Origin of the sequence: Aureimonas phyllosphaerae (assembly GCF_047943035.1) — a bacterium.
In the GTDB taxonomy this organism is placed as follows: Bacteria; Pseudomonadota; Alphaproteobacteria; order Rhizobiales; family Rhizobiaceae; genus Aureimonas; species Aureimonas phyllosphaerae.
Window position 1 is genome coordinate 2,581,016 of sequence record NZ_CP181348.1, and the last position, 26,288, is coordinate 2,607,303.

The 26,288-nt window shown below is 66.8% G+C and carries 23 protein-coding genes; 12 read left to right on the plus strand and 11 right to left on the minus strand.

Features of this window, described 5'->3' with window-relative positions; all coding sequences use genetic code 11:
- Window positions 1–9: 9 nt before the first annotated feature.
- The 3 genes from ACLNGM_RS12175 to coxB are packed head-to-tail and all read right to left on the minus strand — an operon-like array spanning window position 10 to window position 3,550.
- Window positions 10–366 carry a hypothetical protein gene (locus ACLNGM_RS12175; RefSeq protein WP_416355118.1) on the minus strand — a complete coding sequence of 119 codons (357 nt, stop codon included), beginning with the start codon at window positions 364–366 and terminating at the stop codon, window positions 10–12.
- On the minus strand, window positions 363–2,870 hold the full coding sequence (ctaD, locus tag ACLNGM_RS12180) for a cytochrome c oxidase subunit I (protein ID WP_416355119.1): 2,508 nt from the start codon (window positions 2,868–2,870) through the stop codon (window positions 363–365). Before ctaD ends, ACLNGM_RS12175 begins: the two co-directional genes overlap by 4 nt.
- Entirely contained in the window at window positions 2,867–3,550 is a 684-nt protein-coding gene (gene coxB, locus ACLNGM_RS12185) for a cytochrome c oxidase subunit II (protein ID WP_416355120.1), read from the minus strand. Before coxB ends, ctaD begins: the two co-directional genes overlap by 4 nt.
- Before the next feature lie 33 nt (window positions 3,551–3,583).
- Between coxB and ACLNGM_RS12190 the strand changes: the two genes are divergently transcribed.
- Window positions 3,584–4,084 (plus strand): DUF2231 domain-containing protein, encoded by a 501-nt coding sequence (locus ACLNGM_RS12190; protein ID WP_090960380.1) that lies wholly within the window; start codon window positions 3,584–3,586, stop codon window positions 4,082–4,084.
- On the opposite strand, the gene ACLNGM_RS12195 is transcribed toward ACLNGM_RS12190, so the two are convergent.
- The 3 genes from ACLNGM_RS12195 to ACLNGM_RS12205 form a co-directional block, all read right to left on the minus strand.
- On the minus strand, window positions 4,062–4,568 hold the full coding sequence (locus tag ACLNGM_RS12195; RefSeq protein ID WP_416355121.1) for a CopD family protein: 507 nt from the start codon (window positions 4,566–4,568) through the stop codon (window positions 4,062–4,064). The two genes, ACLNGM_RS12190 and ACLNGM_RS12195, sit on opposite strands and share 23 nt — an antisense overlap.
- Window positions 4,565–5,329 (minus strand): cytochrome c oxidase assembly protein, encoded by a 765-nt coding sequence (locus tag ACLNGM_RS12200; protein WP_416355122.1) that lies wholly within the window; start codon window positions 5,327–5,329, stop codon window positions 4,565–4,567. The genes ACLNGM_RS12195 and ACLNGM_RS12200 overlap by 4 nt, the downstream gene beginning before the upstream one ends.
- Before the next feature lie 136 nt (window positions 5,330–5,465).
- A complete protein-coding gene (locus ACLNGM_RS12205; RefSeq protein WP_416358435.1) occupies window positions 5,466–6,935 on the minus strand; it encodes a protein adenylyltransferase SelO in 1,470 nt (489 codons plus the stop codon).
- A gap of 173 nt (window positions 6,936–7,108) precedes the next feature.
- Between ACLNGM_RS12205 and ACLNGM_RS12210 the strand changes: the two genes are divergently transcribed.
- The 3 genes from ACLNGM_RS12210 (at window position 7,109) to ACLNGM_RS12220 (ending at window position 10,569) form a co-directional block, all read left to right on the plus strand.
- A complete protein-coding gene (locus ACLNGM_RS12210; RefSeq protein ID WP_416355123.1) occupies window positions 7,109–8,011 on the plus strand; it encodes an ROK family protein in 903 nt (300 codons plus the stop codon).
- Window positions 8,012–8,057: 46 nt separating this feature from the next.
- Window positions 8,058–8,849 (plus strand): inositol monophosphatase family protein, encoded by a 792-nt coding sequence (locus ACLNGM_RS12215; protein WP_416355124.1) that lies wholly within the window; start codon window positions 8,058–8,060, stop codon window positions 8,847–8,849.
- A gap of 85 nt (window positions 8,850–8,934) precedes the next feature.
- Window positions 8,935–10,569 carry a GMC family oxidoreductase gene (locus ACLNGM_RS12220; protein ID WP_416355125.1) on the plus strand — a complete coding sequence of 545 codons (1,635 nt, stop codon included), beginning with the start codon at window positions 8,935–8,937 and terminating at the stop codon, window positions 10,567–10,569.
- An 18-nt stretch (window positions 10,570–10,587) separates the two neighbouring features.
- Here the strand turns inward: ACLNGM_RS12220 and fba are convergent, their stop codons facing one another.
- The 3 genes from fba to tkt all read right to left on the minus strand — a co-directional run bounded on the left by fba (window position 10,588) and on the right by tkt (window position 14,487).
- Complete coding sequence (gene fba / locus ACLNGM_RS12225; protein ID WP_416355126.1) at window positions 10,588–11,655, minus strand: class II fructose-bisphosphate aldolase; 1,068 nt, start codon at window positions 11,653–11,655, stop codon at window positions 10,588–10,590.
- 19 nt (window positions 11,656–11,674) lie between these two features.
- Window positions 11,675–12,439 (minus strand): triose-phosphate isomerase, encoded by a 765-nt coding sequence (locus ACLNGM_RS12230; RefSeq protein WP_416355127.1) that lies wholly within the window; start codon window positions 12,437–12,439, stop codon window positions 11,675–11,677.
- A 92-nt stretch (window positions 12,440–12,531) separates the two neighbouring features.
- Window positions 12,532–14,487: a transketolase gene (gene tkt, locus ACLNGM_RS12235; protein WP_416358436.1), complete on the minus strand. Its 1,956-nt coding sequence runs from the start codon at window positions 14,485–14,487 to the stop codon at window positions 12,532–12,534.
- 268 nt (window positions 14,488–14,755) lie between these two features.
- On the opposite strand from tkt, the gene ACLNGM_RS12240 reads away from it, so the two are divergent.
- Complete coding sequence (locus tag ACLNGM_RS12240; protein WP_416355128.1) at window positions 14,756–15,727, plus strand: sugar-binding transcriptional regulator; 972 nt, start codon at window positions 14,756–14,758, stop codon at window positions 15,725–15,727.
- Between the two features lie 106 nt (window positions 15,728–15,833).
- Window positions 15,834–16,295 carry an RpiB/LacA/LacB family sugar-phosphate isomerase gene (locus tag ACLNGM_RS12245; RefSeq protein ID WP_416355129.1) on the plus strand — a complete coding sequence of 154 codons (462 nt, stop codon included), beginning with the start codon at window positions 15,834–15,836 and terminating at the stop codon, window positions 16,293–16,295.
- A 75-nt stretch (window positions 16,296–16,370) separates the two neighbouring features.
- Here the strand turns inward: ACLNGM_RS12245 and ACLNGM_RS12250 are convergent, their stop codons facing one another.
- Window positions 16,371–17,189, minus strand: coding sequence for an outer membrane protein (locus ACLNGM_RS12250; RefSeq protein ID WP_416355130.1), 819 nt, complete (start codon window positions 17,187–17,189; stop codon window positions 16,371–16,373).
- A 483-nt stretch (window positions 17,190–17,672) separates the two neighbouring features.
- Between ACLNGM_RS12250 and ACLNGM_RS12255 the strand changes: the two genes are divergently transcribed.
- From ACLNGM_RS12255 to ACLNGM_RS12275, 5 genes are all read left to right on the plus strand, one after another.
- A complete protein-coding gene (locus ACLNGM_RS12255; RefSeq protein WP_416355131.1) occupies window positions 17,673–19,115 on the plus strand; it encodes a UbiA family prenyltransferase in 1,443 nt (480 codons plus the stop codon).
- Complete coding sequence (locus ACLNGM_RS12260; RefSeq protein WP_416355132.1) at window positions 19,108–20,457, plus strand: FAD-binding oxidoreductase; 1,350 nt, start codon at window positions 19,108–19,110, stop codon at window positions 20,455–20,457. The genes ACLNGM_RS12255 and ACLNGM_RS12260 overlap by 8 nt, the downstream gene beginning before the upstream one ends.
- A gap of 186 nt (window positions 20,458–20,643) precedes the next feature.
- Window positions 20,644–21,027 carry an EamA family transporter gene (locus ACLNGM_RS12265; protein ID WP_416358437.1) on the plus strand — a complete coding sequence of 128 codons (384 nt, stop codon included), beginning with the start codon at window positions 20,644–20,646 and terminating at the stop codon, window positions 21,025–21,027.
- Window positions 21,024–22,037 carry an NAD-dependent epimerase/dehydratase family protein gene (locus ACLNGM_RS12270; RefSeq protein ID WP_416355133.1) on the plus strand — a complete coding sequence of 338 codons (1,014 nt, stop codon included), beginning with the start codon at window positions 21,024–21,026 and terminating at the stop codon, window positions 22,035–22,037. Before ACLNGM_RS12265 ends, ACLNGM_RS12270 begins: the two co-directional genes overlap by 4 nt.
- A gap of 12 nt (window positions 22,038–22,049) precedes the next feature.
- On the plus strand, window positions 22,050–23,504 hold the full coding sequence (locus tag ACLNGM_RS12275) for an aspartate aminotransferase family protein (RefSeq protein WP_175526769.1): 1,455 nt from the start codon (window positions 22,050–22,052) through the stop codon (window positions 23,502–23,504).
- A 64-nt stretch (window positions 23,505–23,568) separates the two neighbouring features.
- Here the strand turns inward: ACLNGM_RS12275 and ACLNGM_RS12280 are convergent, their stop codons facing one another.
- Entirely contained in the window at window positions 23,569–25,317 is a 1,749-nt protein-coding gene (locus ACLNGM_RS12280) for a hypothetical protein (protein ID WP_416355134.1), read from the minus strand.
- 143 nt (window positions 25,318–25,460) lie between these two features.
- Between ACLNGM_RS12280 and ACLNGM_RS12285 the strand changes: the two genes are divergently transcribed.
- Window positions 25,461–26,273: a DUF1194 domain-containing protein gene (locus ACLNGM_RS12285; RefSeq protein ID WP_416355135.1), complete on the plus strand. Its 813-nt coding sequence runs from the start codon at window positions 25,461–25,463 to the stop codon at window positions 26,271–26,273.
- Window positions 26,274–26,288: the final 15 nt, after the last annotated feature.

A 26,288-nucleotide genomic window follows, 5' to 3' on the forward strand; every position in this document is an offset into this window, starting at 1 on the left:
CCATGCCGGTCAAAGGCAGGCGGACAGTCCCAGGATCGGCGCGTAGTTGACGATCGTCACCGCGACCGACACCACGGTCGCAGCGAGGGCGGTCCGCGCAAAGAAGCGCGACATCTCCTCGTCAGCGGGTGCCCGCTGTGTGCGGCGCCAGGTCCACCTGACCAGCCCGGCGAGAATGGCGAGGTGGAGAAGCCAGACGCCGATCAGAACCGCTCGCTGCAGCGAGATCGGACCGATGTCTCGATCCTCCCAGCCGAATGCGCATCCGATCGACAGAAGCGCATAGAGCGCGACGAAGGCTGAACTCCAGACGACGAGTCCGGCAACCAGCACGATGAGATTGGCGGCGGAGCGATCCCCGATCACGGCGCGACCCTTTCCACCGCAGCCAGCCAAGGCATGATGGCCACGAACGCCAGGCCGATGATCCCCGTAGCGGCGGTGTACCCGTGCCACAACGCGCCGATCGACAGGTCGGCGCTGCGCCGCGCCGATACGATGCCGGCCCGGATGCGCCAGAGACCGAACAGGGCGAAAACGAGACCGACGGCGGCGTGGAAGCCGAGATAGGTGAGAATTGCCGCGGTCAGCGCGAGATGCGCGTGGCTTGTGGGCGCGGGTACCTGCCAGACGAGCCATCCGAGGAGTGCGGTGGCGCCGGCGCTTCCGGCAACCGCAACGATCATTCCGGGAAGGCCCGAGCCCTTCTTCAAAGAACGCAGCGCGAAGGCCGCTCCGCCGACGGCGACAAGGAGGGCCGCGGCTGCGGCGACGAGGATCGTCGCGGGCAGGTCAGTCATGAGCGGTGGCGGCCAGCTCGGAGCGACGAGCCACAGGAACAGCGCACCGAACAGGAGCGAGGCGAACATCGTCGCGTCGGCCAGGAGCACGAAGGTCATGCCCCACCAGGACAGCGGACGCGACGTTTCCGGATGGATCGGGAGGCGAAGGCCATGCCCGGCGTCCAGCTCGCCACGGTCGACGGTCGCCCCTGTCGCCCGCGTCCAGAGGAGTAGGAGCCCGAGTGTCGAGACGATGGCTGCGATCGAGAGCGGGTAGACCTTGAACAGTAGCGACAGGACGAAGACGCCGGTCGACACGGCCGTCCATAGTGGCAGGAAGGTCGGCTGCGGCAGGATCTGGATCGCCTGCGCTCGCCCCGTCGCCATCTCGACCACCAGCGTTTCCTGCCAGTCGTTGCGCGGCATTGCGAGGTATCCTTGGCCGGACGCGAGCTTCCGGCCCGTTTCGGGATCGGAAAACAGGGGATCGCGCCCTTCCACCATCGGCAGCGAGGCAAAGCCGTAGGACGGCGGGGGCGTTGCGGTCGCCCATTCGAGACCGCCGGACTTCCAGGGATTGCGCGGGGCGATGCGCCCGTAGCGGAACTGGAAGATGAAGTCGAAGGCGACGAGGGCAAAGCCCATCGTCGTGATGAAGCCGCCGATCGAGGAGACGAGATTCAGCCAGTCCCAGCCGTAACCGCTCTCGTAGGTGTAGTAGCGGCGCGGCATGCCGAGAAGGCCGGTCAGGTGCATGATCAGGAACGTCAGGTTGAAGCCGACGAAGATCAGCCAGAACGCGACATGGCCGACGCCATAAAGCGGCATACGCCCGCTGAAATGCGGGAGGTAGAAGTAGGCCGCCGCCAGCATCGGGAACACAAAGCCGCCCACGAGGACGTAGTGCATATGGGCGACCACGAAATGCGTGTCGTGAGCCTGCCAGTCGAACGGCACGATCGCCAGCATGACGCCCGTCAATCCGCCGCAGACGAAGACCACGAAGAAGCCGATAAGGTAGAGCATCGGAAGGGAGAGGCGGGGGCGCCCCGCCATCATCGTGCCGATCCACAGGAAGATCTGCACGCCCGTCGGCACCGCCACGAGCACGCTCGCGGCCGAGAAGAACGCCTGCGCCAGATGGGGAATGCCCACCGTGAACATGTGGTGGACCCAGAGCCCGAAGCTCAGGAACCCCATGGCCGTGACCGAGACGACGATCCAGGAATAGCCGAGCAGCCGGTGTCCGACGAGGACCGGCAGGATGGTCGAGATCATGCCCGCCGCCGGCAGGAAGATGATGTAGACCTCGGGGTGGCCGAAGAGCCAGAAAAGGTGCTGCCACAGAAGCGCGTCGCCGCCGCGCGTGGGATCGAAAAAGGGCAGGTCGAAGGCCCGCTCCATCTCGAGAAGGATCGAGCCTAGGATCAGTGGCGGGAAACCGACCAGCATCATTCCGGCGGTGATCAGGATATACCAGGCGAAGATGGGCATGCGGGCGAGCGACATGCCGGGCGCGCGCACCTTCAGGATCGACACCGTGAGCTCGACCGCCGCGGCCATCGCCGAAATCTCGACGAAGGTGATGCCAAGCAGCCAGACGTCCGCGTTGATACCGGGCGAGTAACGGCCCGACGAGAGCGGGGTGTACATGAACCAGCCGCTGTCTGGCGCCACGCCGACCATCATGGCGACGATCAGGATCGAGCCGCCGAACACATAGCACCAGAACCCGTAGGCTGACATGCGCGGGAAGGCGAGGTCGCGCGCGCCCATCATCTTGGGAAGAAAGTACATCGCCAGCCCTTCGAACATCGGGATGGCGAACAGGAACATCATCACCGTGCCGTGCATGGTGAAGATCTGGTTGTAGAGCTCCGGGCCTACGAAGGCGCTGTGCGGCGAGGCGAGCTGCGCGCGGATCAGCATCGACAGGACGCCGCCGATGGCGAAGAACACGAAGGCCGCGACGATGAAGCGGCGACCGATGACCGTGTGATTTACGGCCGACAGCAGGCCGAGCCCGCGCGGCGTGCGCCAGATGCGCTCCAGTTCCTGGTGAAGCCGGATGGGCTCGGTCACGCTCATGGGGAGCCCTGCGGGAGTTGGGACAGTGCGGCTTCGAGATCGTCCGGCGCATGCGCTACGACCTCGAACTTCATGGTGGGATGGCCGACCCCGCAGAACTCGGCGCAGACGCCGCCGTAGGTGCCGGGCCGGTCTGCCATCAGGCGGATCGTGTTCACGTGGCCGGGAATGGCGTCAATCTTTCCGCCGAGCCGAGGAACCCAGAAGGCGTGGATCACATCGGTGCCGACGACCCGTATATCGACCGGGCGCCCGGCCGGGAGATGAAGGACGTCGGCGCTCTCGCGCCCGTCGGCATAACGGAAGCGCCATGCCCAGCGATAGGGATGGGCTTCCACGGAATAAAGACCCGGCGTGCCGGGATGCGCCAGCAATCTCTCCCCCGTGACGAGGGCGAAGACCAGGAGAGCGGTCAGGACGACGCCGGGAAAGGCCAGGCCGCCCCATACGAGCCAACGCTTCGGCGGCACGTTTCGCCCGATGCCCGGTTTCCAGAAGGCGATGCCGACCAGCGCCATGACCAGCACGAAGATCGCGGTGGCCCCGGCCAGCATCACCCACCAGAGGAGCGCGGTCGAAGCGGCGGCGGGTCCGGCCGGCTGAAGCGTCGAGAGAGGACCCGTGCAGCCGGCCAGGAGTGGCAGAAGCAGGAAGATGCTCCAGATGCCTTTGCCAGGCATTCGCCGAGTGGATCGCAACGCAGAGACCCGTCGATGAGCAAGTCGGTCACGAGCAAGAGCCCGGTTCTTCGACGGGTGGCGGAAAAGGACGTCAGCTCGGCGATCGCCGTGGCGGGGCATCCGATCCACGCCATGGCCGTCCATTTCCCGATCGCGCTCGTGATCGCAACGCTCGGCTGCGACATCTTCTACTGGTGGTCGGGGGACGACTTCTGGCTTCGCGCCGGCCTCTGGTCCGCCGGCGCAGCGCTCGGGTTCGGCGTGCTCGCCTCGATGGCCGGCACCATGGAGCTGATCTTCGTACCGGGCATCCGCGCTCGGGCGGCGAGTTGGACCCACGCGATCGCCGCGATGATGCTGATCTCGATCATCGCCACGAATTGGGGTCTGCGCCTCGCCAGCCCGGAGTCTATCCTGCCGGTCGGTCTGTTCCTGTCGGTGCTGGGAAGCGTCTTCACGGGGCTGGCGGGATGGCACGGCGGCAAACTGATCCTGCATCATGGCGTCGGCATCATGGTGTCAGACGACGAATGACGTCCTCGCCGACGCGACCGAGACCGCCCGGCTCGAAAGCGGCGGCCGGCATCCAGTCGAGCGACACGGCGGGCTTCGCCAGAACGACCCAGAGAATGCCCGTCAGGACGCTGCAGATGGCTACGGTCGACAGGACGACGCGCCAGGCTCGAAAATGGCCCTCTTCGCGGAACACCGACAGGACCAGAAGACCAAGTCGCACGTGGATCGTCACAAGAAGACCGACCAGAAGCAGCTTGATGGCAAACCAGGGCGTGAACACTTCCCGCAGGAGGATCAGCGCCGTTCCGGTTCCCACCGCGACGAAGGCCGCTGGAGAGACGACGACCACATAAGCAAACCGCGTGAACGCGTGGAGCCGGTGGAGCTCCTGTCCATGCCCAAGCGCTTCGCGCTGGCTCATCAGGATCGGCAGCGTCAGCAGACCCGCGGCCCAGACGACCAGCGCGGCGATGTGAAGGCTCTTCGCCCAGACGAGGATCAAACGGCCGACCCTCCCCTTACGTCTTCGCCGCCCGCCAGCCTGACGACGCCCGCGAGGGCCGCAAGGAGATACGGGATCAGCGCCGGGACCCACATGACGAGGCCGGCGAGTTGCTGGTCGTCCAGGGCCGAAAGGCCGAAAGGCTCGGTCGTCAGGACATGCTGCGCATAGAGCGCGCTCGGCGCGAAGGTGATGAGGGCGCCGAGAAGGCCCATCTGCACGATGACGGTTAGATGCCCGAAAAGGGCCGATGCGCTTGCGGCGCCGGGGCCGAGCACACAGCGCCAGAAGGCGACTGCCGATCCGAACAGCGTCAGTTCCATCAGCCAGTAGGCGTCATCGCTCGAGAGCGCGAAAGCGTAGGGTTGCGGCGCGTGCCAGAACCAGAGCGTCAGGACGTGAGCCGCCACGGCCGCGCTCAACGATCGGGCGCTGGCGGGCCGCCGCAGCGGAAAGGCGAGGGCCAGCAAGGGTGCCGCCACGGCTACGAGCAGCATGTGATGCACGACGCGCGCGGAAAAGAGCGCTGAGGACAGCGCACAGAGCGGCGAGATCAGCGTGACCGCGAGGACCGCAAGGCAGACGATCAGCCATCGCCGACGGCTGGCGACGTCGCCTCCGTGCCTCCGGATCGCAGCGAGCCCGACCATGAAGCCAAGCGAGAGGGCGGCAATCAAAACCGGATCGAGGTTCCAGGCCCGAAGAAGGTCGCCCGGAACGGGCGCGCTGCCGCAATAGGGATCGTATGCTCGCTCAAGCATGGCCCGGGGCACCGCCTCGTCTCGTGTTGCGTCATCCAGCCCCTCGGACCGACCACCAGCAAGACTAAGGCGTGGAAGCCGTTCGCCAATGGCCGTCTCGGCTCACGGTGGGAGATGACGCGTTCGTGACGCCCTGTCAGGTGCCGCAGAAGGTGCGATAGGGGGCGACTGGACCCGGGTCGGCCCAGCGCGCGGCTGCCGGCTGATCGTCGAAGGGCCTCATCAGAACGGAAAGAAAGGCTTCGAACGGGGCGAAATCGCCGTTCTCCACCGCCGCCGCGATCACCTCCTCGACGCGCTGGTTGCGCGGGATGAAGGCCGGATTCACCCGTCGGATCGATCCCGCGACCTGCTTGGGGTCAAGGTTCCGGGCCGCCAGCTTGTTGCGCCAGGCTTCCTCCCACTCACGGACGGAGGATGGGTCTGCAAACCCCACCTCAGACATGGCACCAGTCGTCCCCTCGGCGAGCGGCGCGAGGGCGCGGAAGGTCGCCGTGAAGTCGGCACCGCCGATCTTCATGCGATCAAGGAGATCCTCGGCGAGCGCCGTGTCGGCCTCGTCGCCGTCCGGAAGGCCGATCTTTTCGATGAGCCCCTGCCGATAGGTCTCGTTGAAGGCATCGGCATAGAGCGAAAGCGCGCCGGTGGCCTGCTCCATCGCCTCCGCCTCGACCGACGACAGCAGGGGTAGGAGGCATTCGGCGAGCCGTGCCAGGTTCCATTGCCCGATCGCCGGCTGGTTGCCGTATGCGTATCGCCCGCCGCGATCGATCGAGCTGAAGACCGTGGCCGGATCGTATCGATCGAGAAAGGCGCAAGGGCCGTAGTCGATCGTCTCGCCGGACACGGCCATGTTGTCGGTGTTCATGACGCCATGCACGAAGCCAAGCAGCATCCATCGCGCGATCAACGCGCCCTGTCGACGGGCAACCCCTTCCAGGAACCGGCGATAGCGATCCGGCGCATCGACGGCGTCCGGCTGGTGGCGGGCGATCGCGTGATCTGCGAGGGCGCGTAGGTTCTCGTCCTCGCCGCGTGCGGCGAAATACTGGAACGTGCCAACGCGGATATGGCTAGCGGCGACCCGCGTGAGCACGGCGCCGGGAAATTCCGTTTCGCGGTAGACTGTCTCGCCGGTCGTCACGATCGCCAGCGAGCGCGTGGTCGGGACGCCGAGCGCATGCATTGCCTCGCTGACGAGATATTCACGCAGCACAGGACCCAGCGCGGCCAGCCCGTCGCCCTGCCGCGAATAGGGCGTGATGCCCGAGCCCTTCAGCTGCAGGTCACGACGCCGTCCGTTGCGATCGACGACCTCACCGAGCAGCAGCGCGCGCCCGTCGCCGAGGCGAGGCACGAACTGGCCGAACTGATGGCCGGCATAGACGAGGGCGATCGGCTCCGAGCCCGGCGCCGCGCCGGCGCCCGACAAAATGGCCGCGCCTTCCTCCGTTTCGAGGGATGCGGGATCGATCCCGAGTTCGGTGGCCAGTGCGTGATTCACCTTCACGATCTCTGGCCGGGCGAGAGGTTTGGGTGCGATCGAGGCGTGGAAGCCCCTCGGCAGGCGCGCATAGCTGTTGTCGAACGGTATCGCGATGCCCATCGGTTGGGATCTCCGGGTCGTGTTTCCGAACCCGAGATGGGACCGGACGGCCGAACTTTCCACCGTTCGAGCATGGTCGCGGGCAAGCTTCCGCTGGCGTCTGGTATCATGAGCATTTATGACGTCCTTTGCGCGGGGATGGGCGCAGACGAGCGATCTTAGGGAGGGGCGCAATGATGCTGATCGGGATCGACTGGGGCGGCACGAAGATCGAAGGCGTCGCTCTCTCGCATGATGGCGAAGAGCTTGCCCGCTTTCGCGAGGACACGCCGCGCCACGACTACGACGGCTGCATTGCGATGATTCGCGACATTATCGATCGGCTGGAGGCCGCCACGGGCCAGCGAGGCTCGGTCGGCATCGGCATTCCCGGCTCGCTGGAGCCGAAGTCGCGCCTCGGAAAGGGCGCGAGTTCCACCTGGCTGCTCAATCGGCCTGTCGAGGCCGATCTTCATGCGCGCCTCGGCCGACCACTCCGGGTCGAGAATGACGCAGACTGCCTCGCCGCCTCCGAGGCGGTGGACGGCGCGGGCGCCGGCTACAACGTTGTCTTTGCGGTCATCCTCGGCAGCGGTGCCGGCGCAGGCATCGCGGTCGGAGGCAAGGCCCATCACGGCCCTAACAACTCGGCCGGCGAATGGGGTCACAATCCGCTTCCGATGCCGCATGCGTCCGAACTGCCGGGCCAGTCCTGCTACTGCGGCAAGCACGGATGCCTCGAGACATGGGTGTCGGGCCGGGCGTTCGAGGCGGAATACACCCGCCACACCGGCACCGAACTGAAGGCGCGGGAGGTGATGGAGAAGGTGCGGGCCGGCGACCGGCTGGCCGGCCTCATCTGGGACCGCTACTGCGACCGGACGGCGCGTGGTCTTTCGGTGGTGGTCAACACGCTGGACCCGGACGTCTTCGTCATGGGCGGCGGCATGTCGAACATTCCGGAGCTTTACGACGAACTGCCGGGGCGTATCGCGAAGTACACGTTCTCGACCGTCTTCCACACGCCGATCGTCCCATCTCGCCATGGCGATTCCAGCGGCGTGCGTGGTGCCGCCTGGCTGTGGAAGGACGGCTGACGGCAGCGCGCCCTGCATCTCTTTCCCAATTCTTGAAAGGCCTATCATGCAGTCCAGCGAACTCGACCGCCGCTTCGACTTTGCGCTCGCGCTGATCCGGGAGGCCGGAGCGCTGGCGCTCGACTATTTCGCCCGTGTCGAGACCCTGACGATCGCATCCAAGGGCCTGCAGGACGTCGTCAGCGAGGCCGACGTTGCCGTCGAGAAGCTGATCCGCGGTCGGCTGGCCGAGAACTTCCCGGACGATGCCTTCTTCGGCGAGGAAAGCGGGCGCAGCGAGTTCGCGGCCGGTCAGGGCATATGGGTGGTCGATCCGATCGACGGCACGCAGCCCTTCGTCTGCGGCATGTCGAGCTGGTGCATCTCGATCGCCTTCGTCGAGGGCGGCGTCAACCGCTTCGGTCTGGTCTTCGCACCGGCGCGCGACGAACTCTTCGCCGGCGGCGCCGGGCGGGGCGCGACCCTGAACGGCAGGCCGATCCGCGTCCGGACGGCCGCCAGCGTGCGCGAGGGGCTGGTCGCGACGGGATACTCGACCCGGCGCCCGCCCTCCGACCTCCTGCCGGTCTTCCAGCGCCTTCTGGAGGCCGGCGGCATGTTCTATCGCGACGGATCGGGGGCGCTTTCGCTGGCCTATGTCGCGGCGGGCCGACTGATCGGCTACGTCGAGTCCCACATCAACGCCTACGACTGCCTCGGCGCGATGGCGGTGATCGAAGGGGCCGGCGGTCAGGTCAGCGATTTCCTGTCCGGCGACAGCCTGTTCTCGGGCAATGCGCTGGTGGCCGCCTCGCCGGAACTCTTCCCATCCTTGAGCGATCTCGCCCGCTACGGCTGAGCTTGCTTCGGCGCGGCAACTCGGCAACCTTCGGGGTCGAGGCGGCGCATTCAACGACGTTGCTCGGTTGAGGAAACGAACTGCGATGAGCGCCTACGACTATGTCATCGCCGGGGGCGGCACGGCGGCCTGCGTTGCCGCCATGCGGCTCGTGAAGGAACACGGGGCCCGCGTCCTGATCCTGGAGCGCGGCCCGGCGAAGACGGCGCGGCTGATGCGCATGCCGGCGGGCTACATGAAGTACCTCGCCCGCGACGACTTTCTCGAAATGCACCAGACCGCCGCGCAGCCGCGCCTCGGCGGGCGGGCGCCGATCGTGCCGCAGGCGAAGGCACTCGGCGGCGGCAGCGCGGTCAACGCCATGGTCTACATGCGCGGCCAGCGCGAGGACTACGATGGCTGGGACGCCCATCTCGGGGGCGGTTCCGGCTGGGCCTACGAGGACCTGCTGCCGCACTTCCGCGCGCTGGAGCGCAACACCAAGTTCAACGATCGCTATCACGGGATCGACGGCGGGCTTCTCGTCTCCGATCCCGGCGCGCTCTGCGACACGACGCAAGATTATCTCCTGACGGCGCAGGGAATGGGTATCCCGCTCAATCCGGACTTCAACGGTGCGCAGCAGGCGGGCGTCGGCGTGATGCAGCATACGATGGGCGTGCGGAACGGGCGGATGGAGCGTTGCGACGCCGTCACCGCCTTCATCGCCGACCTCCTGAACGACCGTCGCCTGACGATCGTCACCGGGGCGCAGGTGGACCGCGTCCTGTTCGAGGGCGAGCGCGCGGTCGGATTGTCCTACCGCGTGGGCGGACAGGCGAAGACGGTTCATGCAACGCGCGAGGTGCTCCTCGCCGCGGGCACCTACAACACCGCGAAGCTCATGATGCTGTCGGGTCTCGGACCGGCAGATCATCTGCGCGAGCACGGGATCGATGTTCGCGCCGACCTGCCGGGTCTCGGCTCCAGCCTTCAGGACCATCACGAGGTCCCGGCGATCGCGACGACCAAGGGGCCGAGCGGCTATTTCGGTCAGGACAAGGGCTGGCCGATGGTGCGCAACGGCCTGCAATACCTGCTCTTCGCCTCCGGTCCGGTGACGACGACGGGCATCGAGTCCTGCCTGTTCTACGATCCGGACGGGGGCGAGCGGCCGACGATTCAGCTCTATTGCGCGCCCATCGTCTATCTCGACCGCGACGTGTCGAGCGCCAAGCCGAGCCACGGCGTCACGCTGACGTCCTGTCTCCTGCGACCCAAGGCACGAGGGAGCGTGCGACTGCGCTCGGGCGACCCCGACGCGATGCCGCTCGTCGACTCGAACTTCTTCGGCCATCCCGACGACCTGCGCCTGACGGTCGCCTCGCTGCGCTTCGCACGGCAGGTGCTGGCGTCGCGCCCGCTGTCGGACAGGATCCGGGACGAGCTTCTCCCCGGGCGCGACGTGACGGACGATGCTGGCCTTGAGGCCTTCTGCGGCAAGACGGTGAAGACGAATTACCACCCGGTGGGATCGGCTCCGATGGGTCCGGACGGCGATCCGATGGCCGTACTCGACGCATCCCTGCGCGTGCGCGGCGTCGAGGGCTTGAGGGTGATCGACTGTTCGGCAATGCCGATGATCCCGTCCGGCAACACCAACGCGCCGGTCATGGCGCTGGCGAGCCGCGCTGTGGACCTCATCGCGGGGGACACGCAGGCGAGGGGCGCGGCGGCCTGACCGCCGCACCCGGCTCCGTCAGGCGGCGTTCGAGACCTTGAGGCTGCCGTTCTTGTAGCGCTTGGCCATGTCGGCGAGGTCGATCGGCTTGATGTTGCCGGCATGGCCGGCGGTGCCGAACTCCTCGAAACGCTGGGCGGCGAGCTTGGTGATCGCCGCCATGCCGGGGCCGAGATACTTGCGCGGGTCGAACTCTTCCGGGTTCTCCGCGAAGACCTTACGGATCGCGCCGGTCAGCGCGAGGCGACAATCGGTGTCGATGTTGATCTTGCGCACGCCATGGCGAATGCCGCGCTGGATCTCCTCGACCGGCACGCCCCAGGTCGGCTTGATCTGGCCGCCGTACTTGTTGACGATCTCCTGAAGGTCCTCCGGCACCGACGACGAGCCGTGCATCACGAGATGCGTGTTCGGTAGCTTCTGGTGGATCGCCTCGATGACGTTCATCGCCAGCACGTCGCCGTCCGGCTTGCGCGAGAACTTGTAGGCGCCGTGCGAGGTGCCCATCGCCACCGCCAGCGCGTCGACATGCGTGTCCTCGACGAAGCGGGCGGCTTCCTCGGGGTCGGTCAGAAGCTGGTCGTGGTCGAGCGTGCCCTCGAAGCCGTGGCCGTCCTCCTGCTCGCCGCCGCCCGTCTCGAGGCTGCCGAGGACGCCGATCTCGCCTTCCACCGACGCGCCGCACCAGTGGGCCATGTCGGAGACGCGGCGGGTGATCGCCGCGTTGTAGGCATAGTCGGCGAGCGACTTGCCGTCTTCCTTCAGCGAGCCGTCCATCATCACCGAGGTGAAGCCGTGCTGGATGGCGGTGATGCAGGTCGCTTCGTTGTTGCCGTGGTCGAGATGCATGCAGATCGGGATGTCCGGATGCATCTCCGACAGGCCCTCGATCAGCCGCGCGAGGATGAGGTCGTTGGCATAGGCGCGCGCGCCGCGGCTCGCCTGCAGGATCACCGGCGAGTCCGTCTTGGCGGCCGCGGCCAGGATCGCGAGGCCCTGCTCCATGTTGTTGATGTTGAACGCGGGCACGCCGTAGCTGTGCTCGGCGGCGTGGTCGAGAAGCTGGCGAAGCGTGATCAGGGCCAAGGGGTTTCTCCGGGCGGGGTCAGGACAGGGACGAGACGACGTCGGACACGATGGAGAGATAGCCCTCCGCATTCCAGGCGGAACGGCCGATGAACAGGCCGTCGATATGCTCTTGGTTCGCCAGCTCGACGCAGTTGCCGGGATTGACGCTGCCGCCGTAGAGGACGGGCAGGGCGAAGCCCAGTTTCTCGCGGGTCAGCTCCTTGATGCGGGCATGCTGCTCGTTCGCAAAACTCGGTTCGGCCGGCGTCCCGCCTTCGCCGATCGACCAGACCGGCTCGTAGGCGATGATGACCTTGGCGGGCTGACTCCACTCGACGCGCGAGATCAAGGCCTCGGTCTGGCGACGCAGCGCCTCGGCCGTTCGGCCGGCGTCGTATTCCTCGCGCGTGTCACCGATGCAGACGAGGGCGACGAGGCCATGGCGCACGGCGGCTTCCGTCTTAAGCGAGACCGTCTCGTCGGTCTCGCCAAAATGCTCGCGCCGCTCGGAATGCCCGATCTCGACGAGGCGGCCGCCGCAGTCCTTGACCTGAACCGGAGACACTTCGCCGGTCCAGGCGCCGGCGTCCTTCCAGTGCGCGTTCTGCGCGCCGACGATAATGTCGGTCTTGTCGAGTGCTTGGGCGACACGATGAAGAACCGTGAAGGGCGGGATTACGAAAAGCTGGGCGCGATCGTCGCTCGCCCACGGGGATCTTGCGACAGTCTCGCAGAAGGCGTCAGCCTCCGCGATCGTCTTGTTCATCTTCCAGCTGGTGCCGATCCAGGGACGCTTGGTCATGCGGGTCGCCTTCTCTCCCGTAAGCGACTGAAGAAACGAACGGGGCCGGTCGATGCTGCTCGGCCGGCCCCGTTCGGGTGTGTTCTAAGCTGTCAGGCGCCGACCTTGGCGCGGGCCTTCTCGGCGACCTTCTCGGGCGTCAGCCCGAAATGCTTGTAGAGATCGCCGCCGGGGGCCGAGGCGCCGAAGCCGGGCAGGCCGACGACGTCGTCCTCGTCCTCGACGAAGCGCGTCCAGCCGAACGGCGAGGCGGCTTCGACCGCGATGCGCGGCGCCGAGCCGAGCACCTCCTCGCGATAGGACTTCGGCTGCTTGGCGAAGAGTTCCCAGCAGGGAAGGGACACCACCGCCGCCTGCACGCCGCTGTCCGCCAGAAGCTTCTGCGCCGCGACCCCGATCTCGACCTCCGAGCCGGTGGCAAGGATCGTCACCTGACGCGCGCCGCCCTCGGCCTCAGCCAGCACGTAGCCGCCCTTGGCGGAAAGGTTCTCGCCCACCGTTCCGGTGCGCAGTGCCTTGAGGTTCTGCCGCGACAGGACCAGCGTCGTCGGCGACTTGGTGTTGACGAGTGCGGCTTCCCAGCACTCGGCGGTCTCGACGCCGTCGGCCGGGCGCATGACGAGCATGTTCGGCATGGCGCGCAGCGAGGCGAGGTGCTCGATCGGCTGGTGCGTCGGGCCGTCCTCGCCCTGGCCGATGGAGTCGTGCGTCATGACGTAGACGACCGGCTGGTGCATCAGCGCCGACAGGCGCATCGCGGGGCGCGCGTAGTCGGAGAAGCAGAGGAACGTGCCGCCGAACGGCGTGAAGCCGCCGTGCAGCGACAGGCCGTTCATGACGGCGGCCATGCCGTGCTCGCGCACGCCATAGTAGATGTAGTTGCCCGACGCGTCCGTCGCCGTCACCGGCTTCATCGCGCCGGCCTTGGTGAGGTTCGAGCCGGTGAGGTCGGCCGAGCCGCCGATGAGCTTCGCGGACTTGGCCGCCAGCGCCTCGATGACGGTCTGGCTGGCCTTGCGGGTGGCGACAGAGGCGCCGTCGGAGGCGAACTTCGCCTTCACGTCGGCGAGGATCGCGGCAGCGTCGCCGTCGAAACCCTCGACCATCAGCGCCTTCCAGGCGTCCGCATGAGCGGAGGCGGCGCGGCGCTTCTCCCAGGCATCGGCTTCCGCGGCGCCACGGGTGCCGACGGCCTTCCAGAAGTCGGTGACGACGTCCGGCAGGACGAAGGGCTCATGCGCCCACTCGAAATGCTCGCGGGCGAACGCGATGCCCTCGGCGCCGATCGGCGAACCGTGGACGCCGGACGTGCCGGCCTTCTTGCCGGCGCCGTAGCCGATCGTGGTGCGGCAGGCGATGAGCGTCGGCTTGTCCGAGCGGCGCGCGGTCTCGATCGCGGCGGCGACCGCCTCTGGGTCGTGTCCGTCCACGGCCGCCGTCGCCCAGCCCGACGCCTGCACGCGGGCGGCGAGATCGTCCGACGTCGTGATGTCGGTCGCGCCGTCGATGGTGATGCGGTTGTCGTCCCACAGGACGATGAGCTTGTTCAGCTTCAGGTGGCCGGCGAGCGAGATCGCCTCCTGGCTCACGCCCTCCATGAAGCAGCCGTCGCCGGCGATCGTGTAGGTATAGTGCGAGACGAGTTCTTCGCCGAAGCGCTCGCGCAGGATCTTCTCGCCGAGCGCCATGCCGACGGCTGTGGCGAGACCCTGGCCGAGCGGGCCGGTGGTGGTCTCGATGCCGGCGCCCTCGCCGAATTCGGGGTGACCGGCGGCCTTCGAGCCGAGCTGGCGGAAGCGCTTCAGCTCGTCGATCGTGAAGTCCTCGTAGCCCGTGAGGTGCAGCAGGCTGTAGAGCAGCATCGAGCCGTGGCCGGCCGACAGCACGAAGCGGTCGCGGTCGGGCCAGTGCGGACGCTTGGCGTCGAACTTCATGAACTGGCTGAACAAGACGGTCGCCGCGTCCGACATGCCGAGCGGCATGCCCGGGTGGCCGGAATTGGCCTTTTCCACCGCGTCCATCGACAGGAAGCGGATGCCGCTGGCCATCGCGCGGATCTGCTTGGCATCCAGGCTGGGGGCTTGTGTCGTGTCCACGGTGGTCGTCTCCCTCGATCTTGGTCGCGGCGCTTCAGTGGGCCCTGCGCGAAGCGACCCGGCCTGCCGGACTCGCGCGGTGCTGCGCCAGCAGAACCACGCCACGGCGCTTGAATCAATCCGCGCGACATGAAAAACGTTCATATGAACGCATGCCTGCCATATGAACAGCCATGGCTCATCGCCGTCGATACGTGAAGTCTGACTTGCGGAAGCGAACATGGACGCCTTAGCACCCGCCGATGTCGATGCGATGATGCAGGTCGCCCGCCGCTACTATGAGGGGCAGGCCACGCAGGCCGAGATTGCGGCCGAACTCGGCCTGTCTCGCATGAAAGTGAACCGCCTGCTGCGCCAAGCGCGCGATGCGGGGATCGTGGACGTTCGGATCCGCGTCCACCGTGCCGTGGAAGCCGATCTCGAGCGACGGCTGAGGGAGCGGTTCGGCGTCAAGGCGGCGCTGATCGCGGTCGACCGGCGGGAAGCCGACGCGCAGCGCGCCGAGGTGGCGCTGCTGGTCGCGGACTATCTCGAGCGCGAACTCTTCGAGGGTGCGGTCGTCGCCGTCGGCATGGGTCGCAACATCGCAGCCGTCGCCGAGACGCGCGGTCGCCCGTTCCTGGAGCATGCGACCTTCGTCTCCGCCACCGGCGGCGCGCATCAGGCGGGTGAGCCCTCCAACGCCGACCACATCTGCCGCAAGCTCGCACGTCGGTTCGGCGGCGTGCCCGAAACGCTCTACGCGCCGGCCTACGTGCCGGACGCGACGCTGCGCGCCGGCCTGATGGCGAACCCGACCGTGAAGCAGACGCTGGATCTTGGGCGGAGCGCCGCGTTCGCGCTCGTCGGCATCGGCGACCTCGGCGAGGAAAGCCACATGGCCCGGATGGGTTGGTTTCGCCGGGAGGAACTTCTCGGCGCGCGGGCGGCCGGGGTCGTCGGCGATCTGATGGGCTACGACTTCTACGACATCGACGGGCGCGAGCGGAACGAGATCCTCGGCGGACGAGTCGTCGGCCTGCGTCTCGCCGACATCCGGGCGATCCCGACGACGATCGCAGTCGCGGCGGAGCCGACCAAGGCCATGCCGATCCTTGCGGCGCTGCGGACCGGCGCGATCGACGTCATCGCTACCTCGCTTGCCAACGCCCATGGCATCCTCGCCCTCGATCGGGCGAGCAAGGGTGGTTGAAGGACCTTGATCGTTTGAACAAGGCTGCGATATTATGAACGGGAGGGCGCCCCGGCGTCGTCGGTCCGGATCCTTGGACCCGCTCCTCAACCATCAGGTGAGACCCATGAAGATCATTCTCGGCGGCGACAGCGCCGGCCAGCCTCTCGTCCAGGCCATCAAGGACCACCTCGCCGGCCGCTCCGGTCTGACGGTCGTCGACGCCAGCCAGGCGCCGGACGGGTCGGCGGAGAAGTACGCGACGACGTCAGAGCGCATCGCGCGTTCGGTCGTGGACGGCGAGTACGACCGCGCGATCCTGTGCTGCGGCACCGGCATCGGCGTCAACATCTCGGCCAACAAGGTGCCCGGCATCCGCGCTGCGCTCACCCACGACACCTACTCGGCCGAGCGCGCCGCCAAGAGCAACAACGCGCAGGTGATCACGATGGGCGCCCGCGTGATCGGCCCCGAGCTCGCCAAGGCGATCGTCGACAAGTACCTGGAATCCGAGTTCGATCCGGCTGGCTCGTCGGCCGCCAATGTCGATGCCATCGATGCGCTCGACCGGAAGTACAACGCGTCCTGAGCGCCCCGGACGGCGCCATGAGAAAGCCCGCCGCGTCCTTCGACGCGGCGGGCTTTTCTGTGCCGGAAGGCTCGATCAGTTGAAGCGGTAGGACAGCTTCGCCGTGATCGTGTGGAAGTCGAAGTCGCCGCTCGAGCGGAAGTCGGTGAACTGGCCCGGGATGACCGCCGCGCCCGAACCGTCGAACGGTCCGCCGTTCAGGATGGTCGAGGAGCCGCCATCACCGAGGTTGGTGTAGAGGTACTCGGCGCCGAACGAGATGTTCTGCGTGACCTTCACTTCCATGCCGCCGCCGACAGAGTAGCCCCAGTCGTCCTCGTCCGAGTTGATGACGGCCGGGAAGGCGGCCGTGACGGCCGGGCTGTTGGTCGAGAAGCCGTAGTCGATCTCGCCGTACGCGACACCGCCCGTGGCGTAGAGGAGCGCCATGTCGGTGACGAGGTAGCCGGCGCGCAGGCGACCGGTCGCGAGATAGTCGAGGCTGCGCTCGGCGGTGTAGAAGGCCGGCGTGTTCGAGAAGGCGCTGGAGCGCTGCGCGATGTCGAGGGCGTTGATGTCCACGAGGGCGCCGACCACGAAGCGGTCGATCTGGTAGTCGTAGCCGATGTGCGCGCCGCCGATGAAGCTCGACTCGAACTCTGACGAGAAGTTGTTGCCGAAGGCGTTGGTCAGGAAGGCGGCGCCGGCACCGCCGAAGTTCGGGACGATCGACAGGTTGTCGCCGTTGTCCGGATTGAAGGCGCCGCCGCCCTGGATACCGAGGTACAGGCCGGTCCAGTTGGCGACCGGGGCCATCACCGCCATCGGCGCTGCCGGCTCTTCGTAGACGACGTCGGCGGCGAAAGCCGGGGAGGCGAGGGCGGCCGAGGCGAGCAGCAGGGCAAGGCGCTTCATGGTTGATCTCCAGCGTGCCGCCGTCCGTCGATGCGGGGCGGCTGTTATTTTGGAATCGGAAGGTCGGTATCGCTCCGCCTCTCGTGTGAACAAGATAATGTCGAGCGAGCGAACGCAAGCCGACCTTGCCGGCTTGGCTCCGCGAGTGTTGCCTTGAGAACACGCGCTGTGCGATCCTGAAAGCGAGGGAAGGGAGCGTTTCGCAAACCAGTTCAAAGCCTTGGTTGGATTTTCTTCAGACACTGAAGAACGGCTCACCGCTGCGTGATGCCCGCTTTCGCCTGTCGGTAGGCTCCACGCAAGAAAGCCGATGACGCCGCTGTTTCAGAGCTGTGCCAACTCTTTCAAATGCCCGCGTTTCCTGCGGCATCCTCTTAAGCATGTTCGGCAATATCCGGACGATTTTCCTTTGTTTTACCGTGGGGAAACCTCGCCGCGAAGATAGTCCCCCGCAGCTGACAAAGCCTCGGGAAGGACAATGTCATGGATACCTACGTCACTCGAACGGGACGACCCTTGTTCGTCGACCTCGACGGAACGTTGATCCGTGGAGACCTTCTGTGGGAAAGCCTGTTTCACTTCGCGCGCCAGCAGCCGCTCGGCTTTTGGCGCCTGTTCGGCTGGGCCTTTCAGGGCAAGGCGGTCCTGAAGGACGAGCTGGCGGCGCGCACCGAGATCGACGCGGCGACGCTCCCCTATCGCGAGGAGGTGGTCGCTACGCTGCAGGCCGAGCGCGAGGCCGGTCGGCCGATTATTCTGGCCACCGCCTCCAACGAACGCCTCGCCCACGCCGTGTCCGCCCATCTCGGTCTCTTCGACGAGGTGATGGCGAGCGACCGGACGACCAATCTTTCCGCCGATCGCAAGCTCGAGCGCATCCGCGCTCGCTGCGACGGCGAAGCCTTCGACTATGTCGGCAATTCGCACGACGACGTCTGCCTGTTCGAAGCGGCCGAAAGCGCGACCGTGGTCCAGCCCGACCGCTCGGCCCGCCGCTGGCATGGTGCGGCGACGCGCCCCTCGCGTCTCATCACCGATACCGGTTCGCTCGCGCGCGGCATGCTCAAGGCGATGCGCCCGCACCAGTGGACGAAGAACGTCCTCGTGTTCGTGCCGATGGCGCTGAACCACGAATTCCTCGACGTGCCGATGGCGCTGAAGGCGCTTCTGGCCTTCATCTGCTTCTCGCTCGCGGCGTCCTCGGTCTACATCCTGAACGATCTTCTGGATCTGGCCGCCGACCGTCGCCACAAGACCAAGCGCAAGCGTCCTTTCGCGAGCGGCCTCGTGCCGATCCCGGTCGGGCTGGCCCTGGCGGCGGGCCTGTTCCTGTCGTCCTTCGCGATTGCGGCTGTCCTGCCATGGGAGTTCATGGCGACGCTCGCCTTCTACATGGTCGCGACCACCGCCTATTCCTTCGCGCTGAAGCGCATGCTCCTGATCGACGTCCTGACGCTCGCCGGACTCTATACGACGCGCATCATCGCCGGTGCCATGGCGATCGACTCCAACGAGTCCTTCTGGCTCCTCGCCTTCTCGATCTTCTTCTTCCTGTCGCTGGCGCTGGTGAAGCGCTTCGTCGAGATCATGGATTTCGGCGGCGGCGCGAACCGCTCCTCGACCGGTCGCGGCTATGTCGACGTCGACCTCGACACGGTGGGGCAGGCGGGCATGGCCTCCGGCTTTGCGGCGGTGATGGTTCTCGCTCTTTACATCGACAGCGCCGAGGTCCGCGAACTTTACTCGCACCCCTATCTTCTCTGGCCGCTCTGCCCGCTCGTCCTCTACATCATCGTGCGCATCTGGGTTCTCGCTCGCCGCAACCACATGCACGAGGATCCGGTCGTCTTCATCATGCACGACTGGCGCTCGCAGATCATGATGGTGCTCGGCGCCTGCATGTTCCTGGTGGCGGCCTATGCCTGAGCTCTACGAGAACTGGGGGCGGATGCCACCCCCGCCGGAGGGGCGACGGGCGATCGAGGCGCCGCAGGCGGCCGTGTTCCCGGTCGCGCCCAATGAAGCCGGACTTCTGCCGCGCGGCAACGGCCGATCCTACGGCGATACGTGCCTCAACGAGACGGGCGTCCTCGTCGACATGCGCGTGCGCAACCGCATCCTCTCCCTCGACCTGCAGGAAGGGGTGATCGAGGCGGAAGCCGGTGTCCTCCTCCACGAGATCACCGAGCGGATCGCCCCGCACGGCTGGTTCCTTCCGGTGACGCCGGGCACCCAGTTCGTCACGCTCGGCGGGGCTCTCGCCAACGACGTCCACGGCAAGAACCATCACCGTCGCGGAACCTTCGGGGCCTGGGTGGAATCCTTCACGCTGACGCGCTCCGACCTCGGTACGCTCGTCTGCTCTCGCACGCAGAATGCCGACGTCTTCGCCGCCACGATCGGCGGGCTCGGCCTGACCGGCATCGTCACCCGCGTTCGCCTCCGCCTCCTCGCGGTGCCGTCCCTGACCATCTGCGAGACGACGCAGCGGCTGTCCTGCCTCGACGATTATTTCGCGCGGGCCGCGGAGGCCGACGAGCGCCACGAATACGCCGTCGCCTGGATCGACCAGCTGGCGCGCGGGTCCCGCTTCGGCCGCGGCCATCTGATCTGCGGCGACCATGCCGGCAAGGGCGACCACACGGGCCGCGCCCGGCGGCCGCTGTTTTCGGTGCCGTTCACGCCGCCTGTCAGTCCACTGCGTGGTCTGGCGCTGAAGGCGTTCAACGAGCTGAACTTCCGCAAGCTTCGCCGGGCGGAGGTCAGGCGCAACGTGCCCTTCGATGGGTTCTTCTATCCGCTCGACCGCATCGGCGGCTGGAACCGGCTCTACGGGCCGCAGGGCCTTCGCCAGCACCAGAGCGTCGTGCCGGAGGAAATGGGTCGGCAGGCGGTGCGGGCGCTGATGGAATGCGCGATGGCCCACGGCCAGGGCTCGTTCCTCACCGTGCTCAAGCGGTTCGGCGACCTGCCGAGCCCGGGGCTCCTGAGCTTCCCGCGGCGCGGCTACACACTGACGCTCGACTTCCCCAATCGCGGTCCCCCGACGCTCGCCCTGATGGGCGAGCTCGACCGGATCACGATCGAGGCGGGCGGTGCGGTAAACCCCTACAAGGACGCCCGCATGTCACCGGAGGTCTTCGCCGCCTCCTTCCCGCGATGGCGCCGGCTGGAGGCGATGCGCGACCCCGCGATCGTCTCGGACTTCTGGCGGCGCACGGCGCTGCGGCTCGACGCGGGACGGCAGCACTACGGCGCGGCCGCGTAGGCAAGGATTGATTGACGCTGGCGGGGGAAATGCCGGTTCACAACCGCGCGAGCCCGCCCCGTCTTTACCGCATGGCATACCGGTTCCGCCAAGGATCCGGCCCGAGATCCAACAGCCGGGAGGCAAGGCGTGAGCCGGTACATCCCCTTCATTCTCTTCACCGTGTTCACCAACGCGGCCGCGCAGATGCTCCTGAAATACGGGATGATGCAGCTCGGCCCGTTGAGCTTTTCGGGCGTCAACCCGATCCTCAAGATCTTCTCGATCGTCTTCAGCCCCTTCGTCTTCCTGGGGCTCCTGACCTTCGTGATCTCGATGGCCTCGCACCTCTTCGTGCTGTCGAAGGTCGAGCTGACCTACGCCTATCCCTTCCTCAGCCTCGCCTATGTCGTCGTCGCCTTCGCCGCCTGGTTCCTCTTCGGCGAGGAACTCAACGCGGCCCGCATCGGCGGCATCGCTCTCATCTGCGTCGGCACGATCCTGATCGCCCGCACGGGCTCTACGATCGCCGACGACGTGCCGGTGACCATCACCGCCAAGACCCATTCCACCGAAGGAGCCATTCGATGAAGCACGTGATCTTCGGCGGCGACGGTTTCGTCGGCCGCCATCTCGCCCAGCGCCTCGTCTCGGACGGCGAAGAGGTCGTGGTCGCCGACATCGCCAAGGCCGACCTGCCGCACTACGCCCGCGCCACGCATCTCAACGTCGACGTCACCGATGCGGCCGCCGTCAACCGGGTGCCGATCGCAGCGGACGACATGGTCTACAACCTGTCGGCCAAGATGCTGTCGCCGCTGCAGGTGCGTGCCAAGCGCCACGAGTTCTTCTACCCCGTCAACTACGACGGCACGAAGCACATCATCGAGGCGATGGACCGCGCGGGCGCCGGCCGGCTCGTCCATTTCACAACCGACATGATCTACGGCCACACGGTCACGACGCCGATGACCGAGGATCATCCGGTCGCGCCGCTCGGCGAGTACGGCCAGTCCAAGCTCGACACCGAGGTGCTGGCCGCCGACTGGCGCCGGCGCGGCATGAACATCTCGCTGTTCCGCCCGCGACTCATCATCGGGCCGGGGCGCCTCGGGATCCTCGAGAAGCTGTTCAAGCTGATCGACGCGAACCTTCCGGTTCCGATGATCGGCTCGGGAAAGAACCCCTATCAGTTCATCTCGGTCTTCGACTGCGCCGAGGCGGCGCGTCTCGCCTGGAAGGCTGGCGTTCCGAACGAGGCCTACAATCTCGGCTCGCTCAACCCGCCGCCGGTGAAGAAGCTTCTCGGCGACCTCGTGCGCCATGCCGGCTCGAAGTCGATCCTGATCCCGACGCCGGGCTTTGCGGTCAAGCGTACGCTCGACTTCCTCGACTGGCTGAACATGCCGCTGATGGACCCGGAGCAGTACCTCATCGCCGACGAGGAGTGCGTGCTCGACGTCTCGAAGGGCAAGCGCGACCTCGGCTGGGTGCCGCAGTACCGCGACGAGGACATGCTGATCGCCGCCTATACCGAGTATCGCGCGAAGAAGGAGGGCCGCTCGGCCGCCCGCTCCGCCTATCCCCATCCGGCCGAGTGAGGAGCCCGCGCCATGCTTGATCGTCCGACGACCACCGCCCCCGCGCTCGACGACGCCCCGCGCCTCGGGCCGCCCAAGCCCGACATGCTGACACTCGACCAGGCGAAGGCCATGGACGTCGGCACCATGGCCGACGTGTTCAAGGAGCACATCAACCCCGGCCAGTTTCACTTCATGAAGCTGCTCGGCTTCCACAAGGTGAAGGTGGAGCGCGCCGAGGGCATGTTCTACATCGACCAGAACGGCCGGAAGATCCTCGACTTCTTCGGCGGCTTCGGCTCGCTCGCCTTCGGCCACAACCACCCGCGGATCGTCGGCGCGCGCAAGCAGTTCCAGGACGAGAAGCGCCACGAGATCGCCATCGCCTTCCTGTCGCAGTACGCGGCTGCGCTGGCCAAGAACGTCGCGGCGTGCTCGCCCGGCGACCTCGACATGGTGTTCCTCGGCTCGTCCGGCTCGGAAGCCATGGAAGCGGCGATCAAGGTCGCCGAGCGCGCTAGCGGTCGCAAGAACTGCAAGATCGTCCATGCCGAGAACTCGTTCCATGGCAAGACCAAAGGCGTCCTTTCGATCACCGACTCGCCGCTCTACAAGGGCGAGTTCAAGCTGGTCGAGAACACCTATCGCGTGCCCTTCGGCGACCTCGCGGCGCTGACCGCCGTCGTGCGCTCCGACCCGGACGTCGGCGTCGTGGTGCTGGAGACGGTGCAGGGCGGCGGCGGCATCGTCGAGGCGCCGACCGAATACTGGCAGGGCGTTCGCGCGCTGTGCGACCAGCATAAGGTCATTTGGGTGGCCGACGAGGTGCAGTGCGGCTACGGGCGCACCGGTCGCTTCTACGCCTTCGAGCACCACGGCGTCGTGCCGGACGTGACCGCGCTCGCCAAGAGCTTCGGCGGCGGCAAGGCGGCGATGGCCGCGATGATCGCCAAGCGCGACGTCTACATGAAGGCCTACGGCACGCCGAAGACGGCGATGATCCATGCCCATGCCACGTTCGGCGGTATCGGCGAGGGCTGCGCCACCTCGATCGAGGCTCTTAACACCCTCTACGACGAGGACCTGATCGGCAACGCCGAGGTGGTCGGCGCGTACCTGAAGGAGCGCCTCCAGGCGATCCAGCAGAAGTATCCGTCGATCATCAAGGAGGTCCGGGGCAGGGGGCTGATGGTCGGTCTCGAGTTCCACGACTTCTCGCAGACGCTGCCCTTCGCGCTGCGTCCCGTGGTGGCGCTCCTCGACGACAAGCTGAAGGGCTCGCTGTCGGGCTTCATCGGGGCGCTGCTCCTCAAGGACTACGACTGCCTCGTCGCCTTCACCGAGTACAATCGCAACGTCATCCGCTTGGAGCCGCCGCTGATCTGCTCCCACGAGAACGTCGACCAGTTCTGCGACGCGCTGGACGAGCTTCTCGGCCGCGGCATCGTCTCGATCGTCAAGGACTTCGTGAAGACGCAGATGGGCTGAGCCGGAGGCTCATACCCGTCACGAAAAAGGCCGGGTCGATCGACCCGGCCTTTTTGTTGTCGCCTCAATTGCCCCGGATCAGTCCGGGGCGAATATACGCCGTCCAGCACCGCGACAGCGGCACGGCGACGTGGTCGCGCAGGCCTTCCGCATAGATCTTCTGGATCGTCTGGTTCGCCACCGTCACCGGGCAAAGCGGCAGGAGCGCGAGGTCCGTGTTGCGAACGGCTTCGATCGTCCGCGCGTTCGGCGGCGGGATGGCACGGAACGGATCGGCGCCGATCGCGATGAACGGCGTGCCCTGACGGCCCAGTGCGTAGGGGAAGGGGTTCACGAAGTTGAGGTTCATGATCGTCTCGAACCGCACACCGTGGGCCGTCTCGTATGCGCGGATCGCGTCCACCGCCTCGTTGGCCGTCATCAGCCACGCCGCCTGGAAATCGAGCTCGGAATAGAGGCTGAAGATCGGCAGCTGCCCGTCGGCGGCCAGCGCCTCGTAGGTCCGGGGATAGGCGACGTAGTTGTCGATCATGTGCGCCGCCCGGTCGATCACCTCGGGCCGCTGGGTCACGCTGTCGAGGGCCTTCAGGTTCTGTGCCGGCACCTTCACGTACATCAGCTGCCCGACGACGGCCCGAGCCGAGCGGTGCAGGACGTTGACGAACGGAGGCATCGCGACGGCTGCGACGAGGACGAGAACGGCAACCGTCGCGCGCTGGGAATGGCGCGAGGCGTCGCAGGCGATGCGCACTAGCACCGGCCAGATGAAAATGAAGGCCTGACCGCCCGTGTTCTGCGTCTCGAAAAACAGGCCTGCGAGGAGCGCGACGCCCAGCCAGACGGCGTTCCGATCGAGAAGCGCGACCCAGGTCGCGGCTCGCAGGGGATGACGCACGGCGGCGCCGATCGTCGAGGCGATGGGGCGGCTGTCGAGGAACAGGAGGGCGGCGACGAGGAGGCAACCCGAGGCGAAGATGCCGAAATGGATCGAAGCCGCCTGGACGAAGCGGCTGATGAGAACACCCTCGTTCATGCCGACGAGCGAAGCGATATCGCCGAGATAGGCGCTGACGACGCCGGTCGTTGCCTCCAGTCCAGCCAGCACCGCCGCGAAGGCCGCGAGCGCACCGACCGCTGTCGACAGGCGCACCCGTCCGGCCGCGAACGCGAAGGCGCATAGCCCGCCCGCCGCGATGAAACCGGTGATCTTCGACAGGAACAGCGCCGCGCAGGTCCAGGCGATGACGAACAGGAGCACGCGCTGACGGCGCTCGAACACGAGAGCCACCATCAGCACGTAGAGAAGCTGCGTTCCGTGGCGGTTGTAGATTCCGAAGCCGTCGAACCCGGGATAGGACGAGAACTGCTCGAGATTGGTCGGCAGAAGCTGAAACAGGAGGAACGGCAGCAGCAGTGCCAATGCCAGCGTGCGCGAGCTCCTGTCGATGCGCACGAGCACGGGAAGGAGGCCGGCGAGCGTCACCGGCAGCAGCATCCACTGCGCCAGCAGGAGCGGCTGCGGCTTGGCGAAGATCTCGAGACCTGCCGCAAAGAGCCAGTAACCGAGCGGGCCGACGGGCGCGAAGAAGTCGACCGACGGCGTCTGCCCGTTGAGCACGCGCCAGCCCCCGTCGATAAAGACGACGACGTCCCAGTACATTGCACCGATTGGCAGCGAGATCGGCAGGCTAAGCAGGAGCGCCGCCACCAGCACCGTCGCCAGTCCGATCGCGAGCGGCGACAGGATCGCGGACGAGGGCGATACGTGTGGCACGCGATGGGCGCCGATGCGGGTTTCGAGGGGGAGGGACATCGACGGCTTCCGGCAGTTGCGGGTCGTCCACACTCTGACAAAACGGCCTTAAGCCGCCATTAAGTACCGTCTCGACGGCATCCGTCGTCGCAGCCTTTCGTTCGGGACTTGCATCCGAATCGGAATGGGCGGACGTTGATGCGATGCTGAAGCTCGTCGCCCTTGCGATCTGCGGATCGCTCCTGAACTCGATCCCCGCCAAGGCCGCGGGCGAGGAGCCGGTCGACGTCGAGCTGGTGATTGCAGTCGACGTTTCGTGGTCGATGGACTACGGCGAGCTCGACATCCAGCGGGACGGCTACGTCGCCGCCTTCCGCTCCGCCGAACTGCAGCAGGCGATCACCGACGGCATGCACGGCCGCGTAGCGGTCACCTATGTCGAATGGGCCGGCGACACGTCGCAGCAGGTGGTGCTGCCCTGGACGCTGATCGACGGCAAGGAAGCCGCCGAAGCCTTCGCCTATCGCCTGTCCGAGGCGCGGCCGGACCGGATGCGGCGGACCTCCATCTCCTCGGCGATCGATTTCGCGGCCGGTCTGTTCGACCGCAACGGCTTCGAGGGTATGCGCCGCGTCATCGACGTCTCGGGCGACGGGCCGAACAATCAGGGGCGCCCGGTCACCGACGCGCGCGATGCGGCGGTGGCGCGCGGCATCACGATCAACGGCCTGCCGCTGATGACGCAGGGTGAGGATCTTCGCGGCGGTTGGGGATCGATCCGGGATCTTGACCGCTACTACACCGATTGCGTGATCGGCGGTCCGGGCTCGTTCATGATCCCCGTGAACGACTGGGCGCAGTTCCCGCAAGCGGTCAGGCGCAAGCTGGTCCTCGAACTGGCCGGGCTCTGGCCGATCCGCGCGAGGCAGGACCGCATCGTCCCCGCGGCGACGGAAGGGGCGCCCGCGAACTGTCTCATCGGCGAAGCCCAATGGCAGGAACGCTGGCAGCGCTGAGCGTTACGGCCGTTT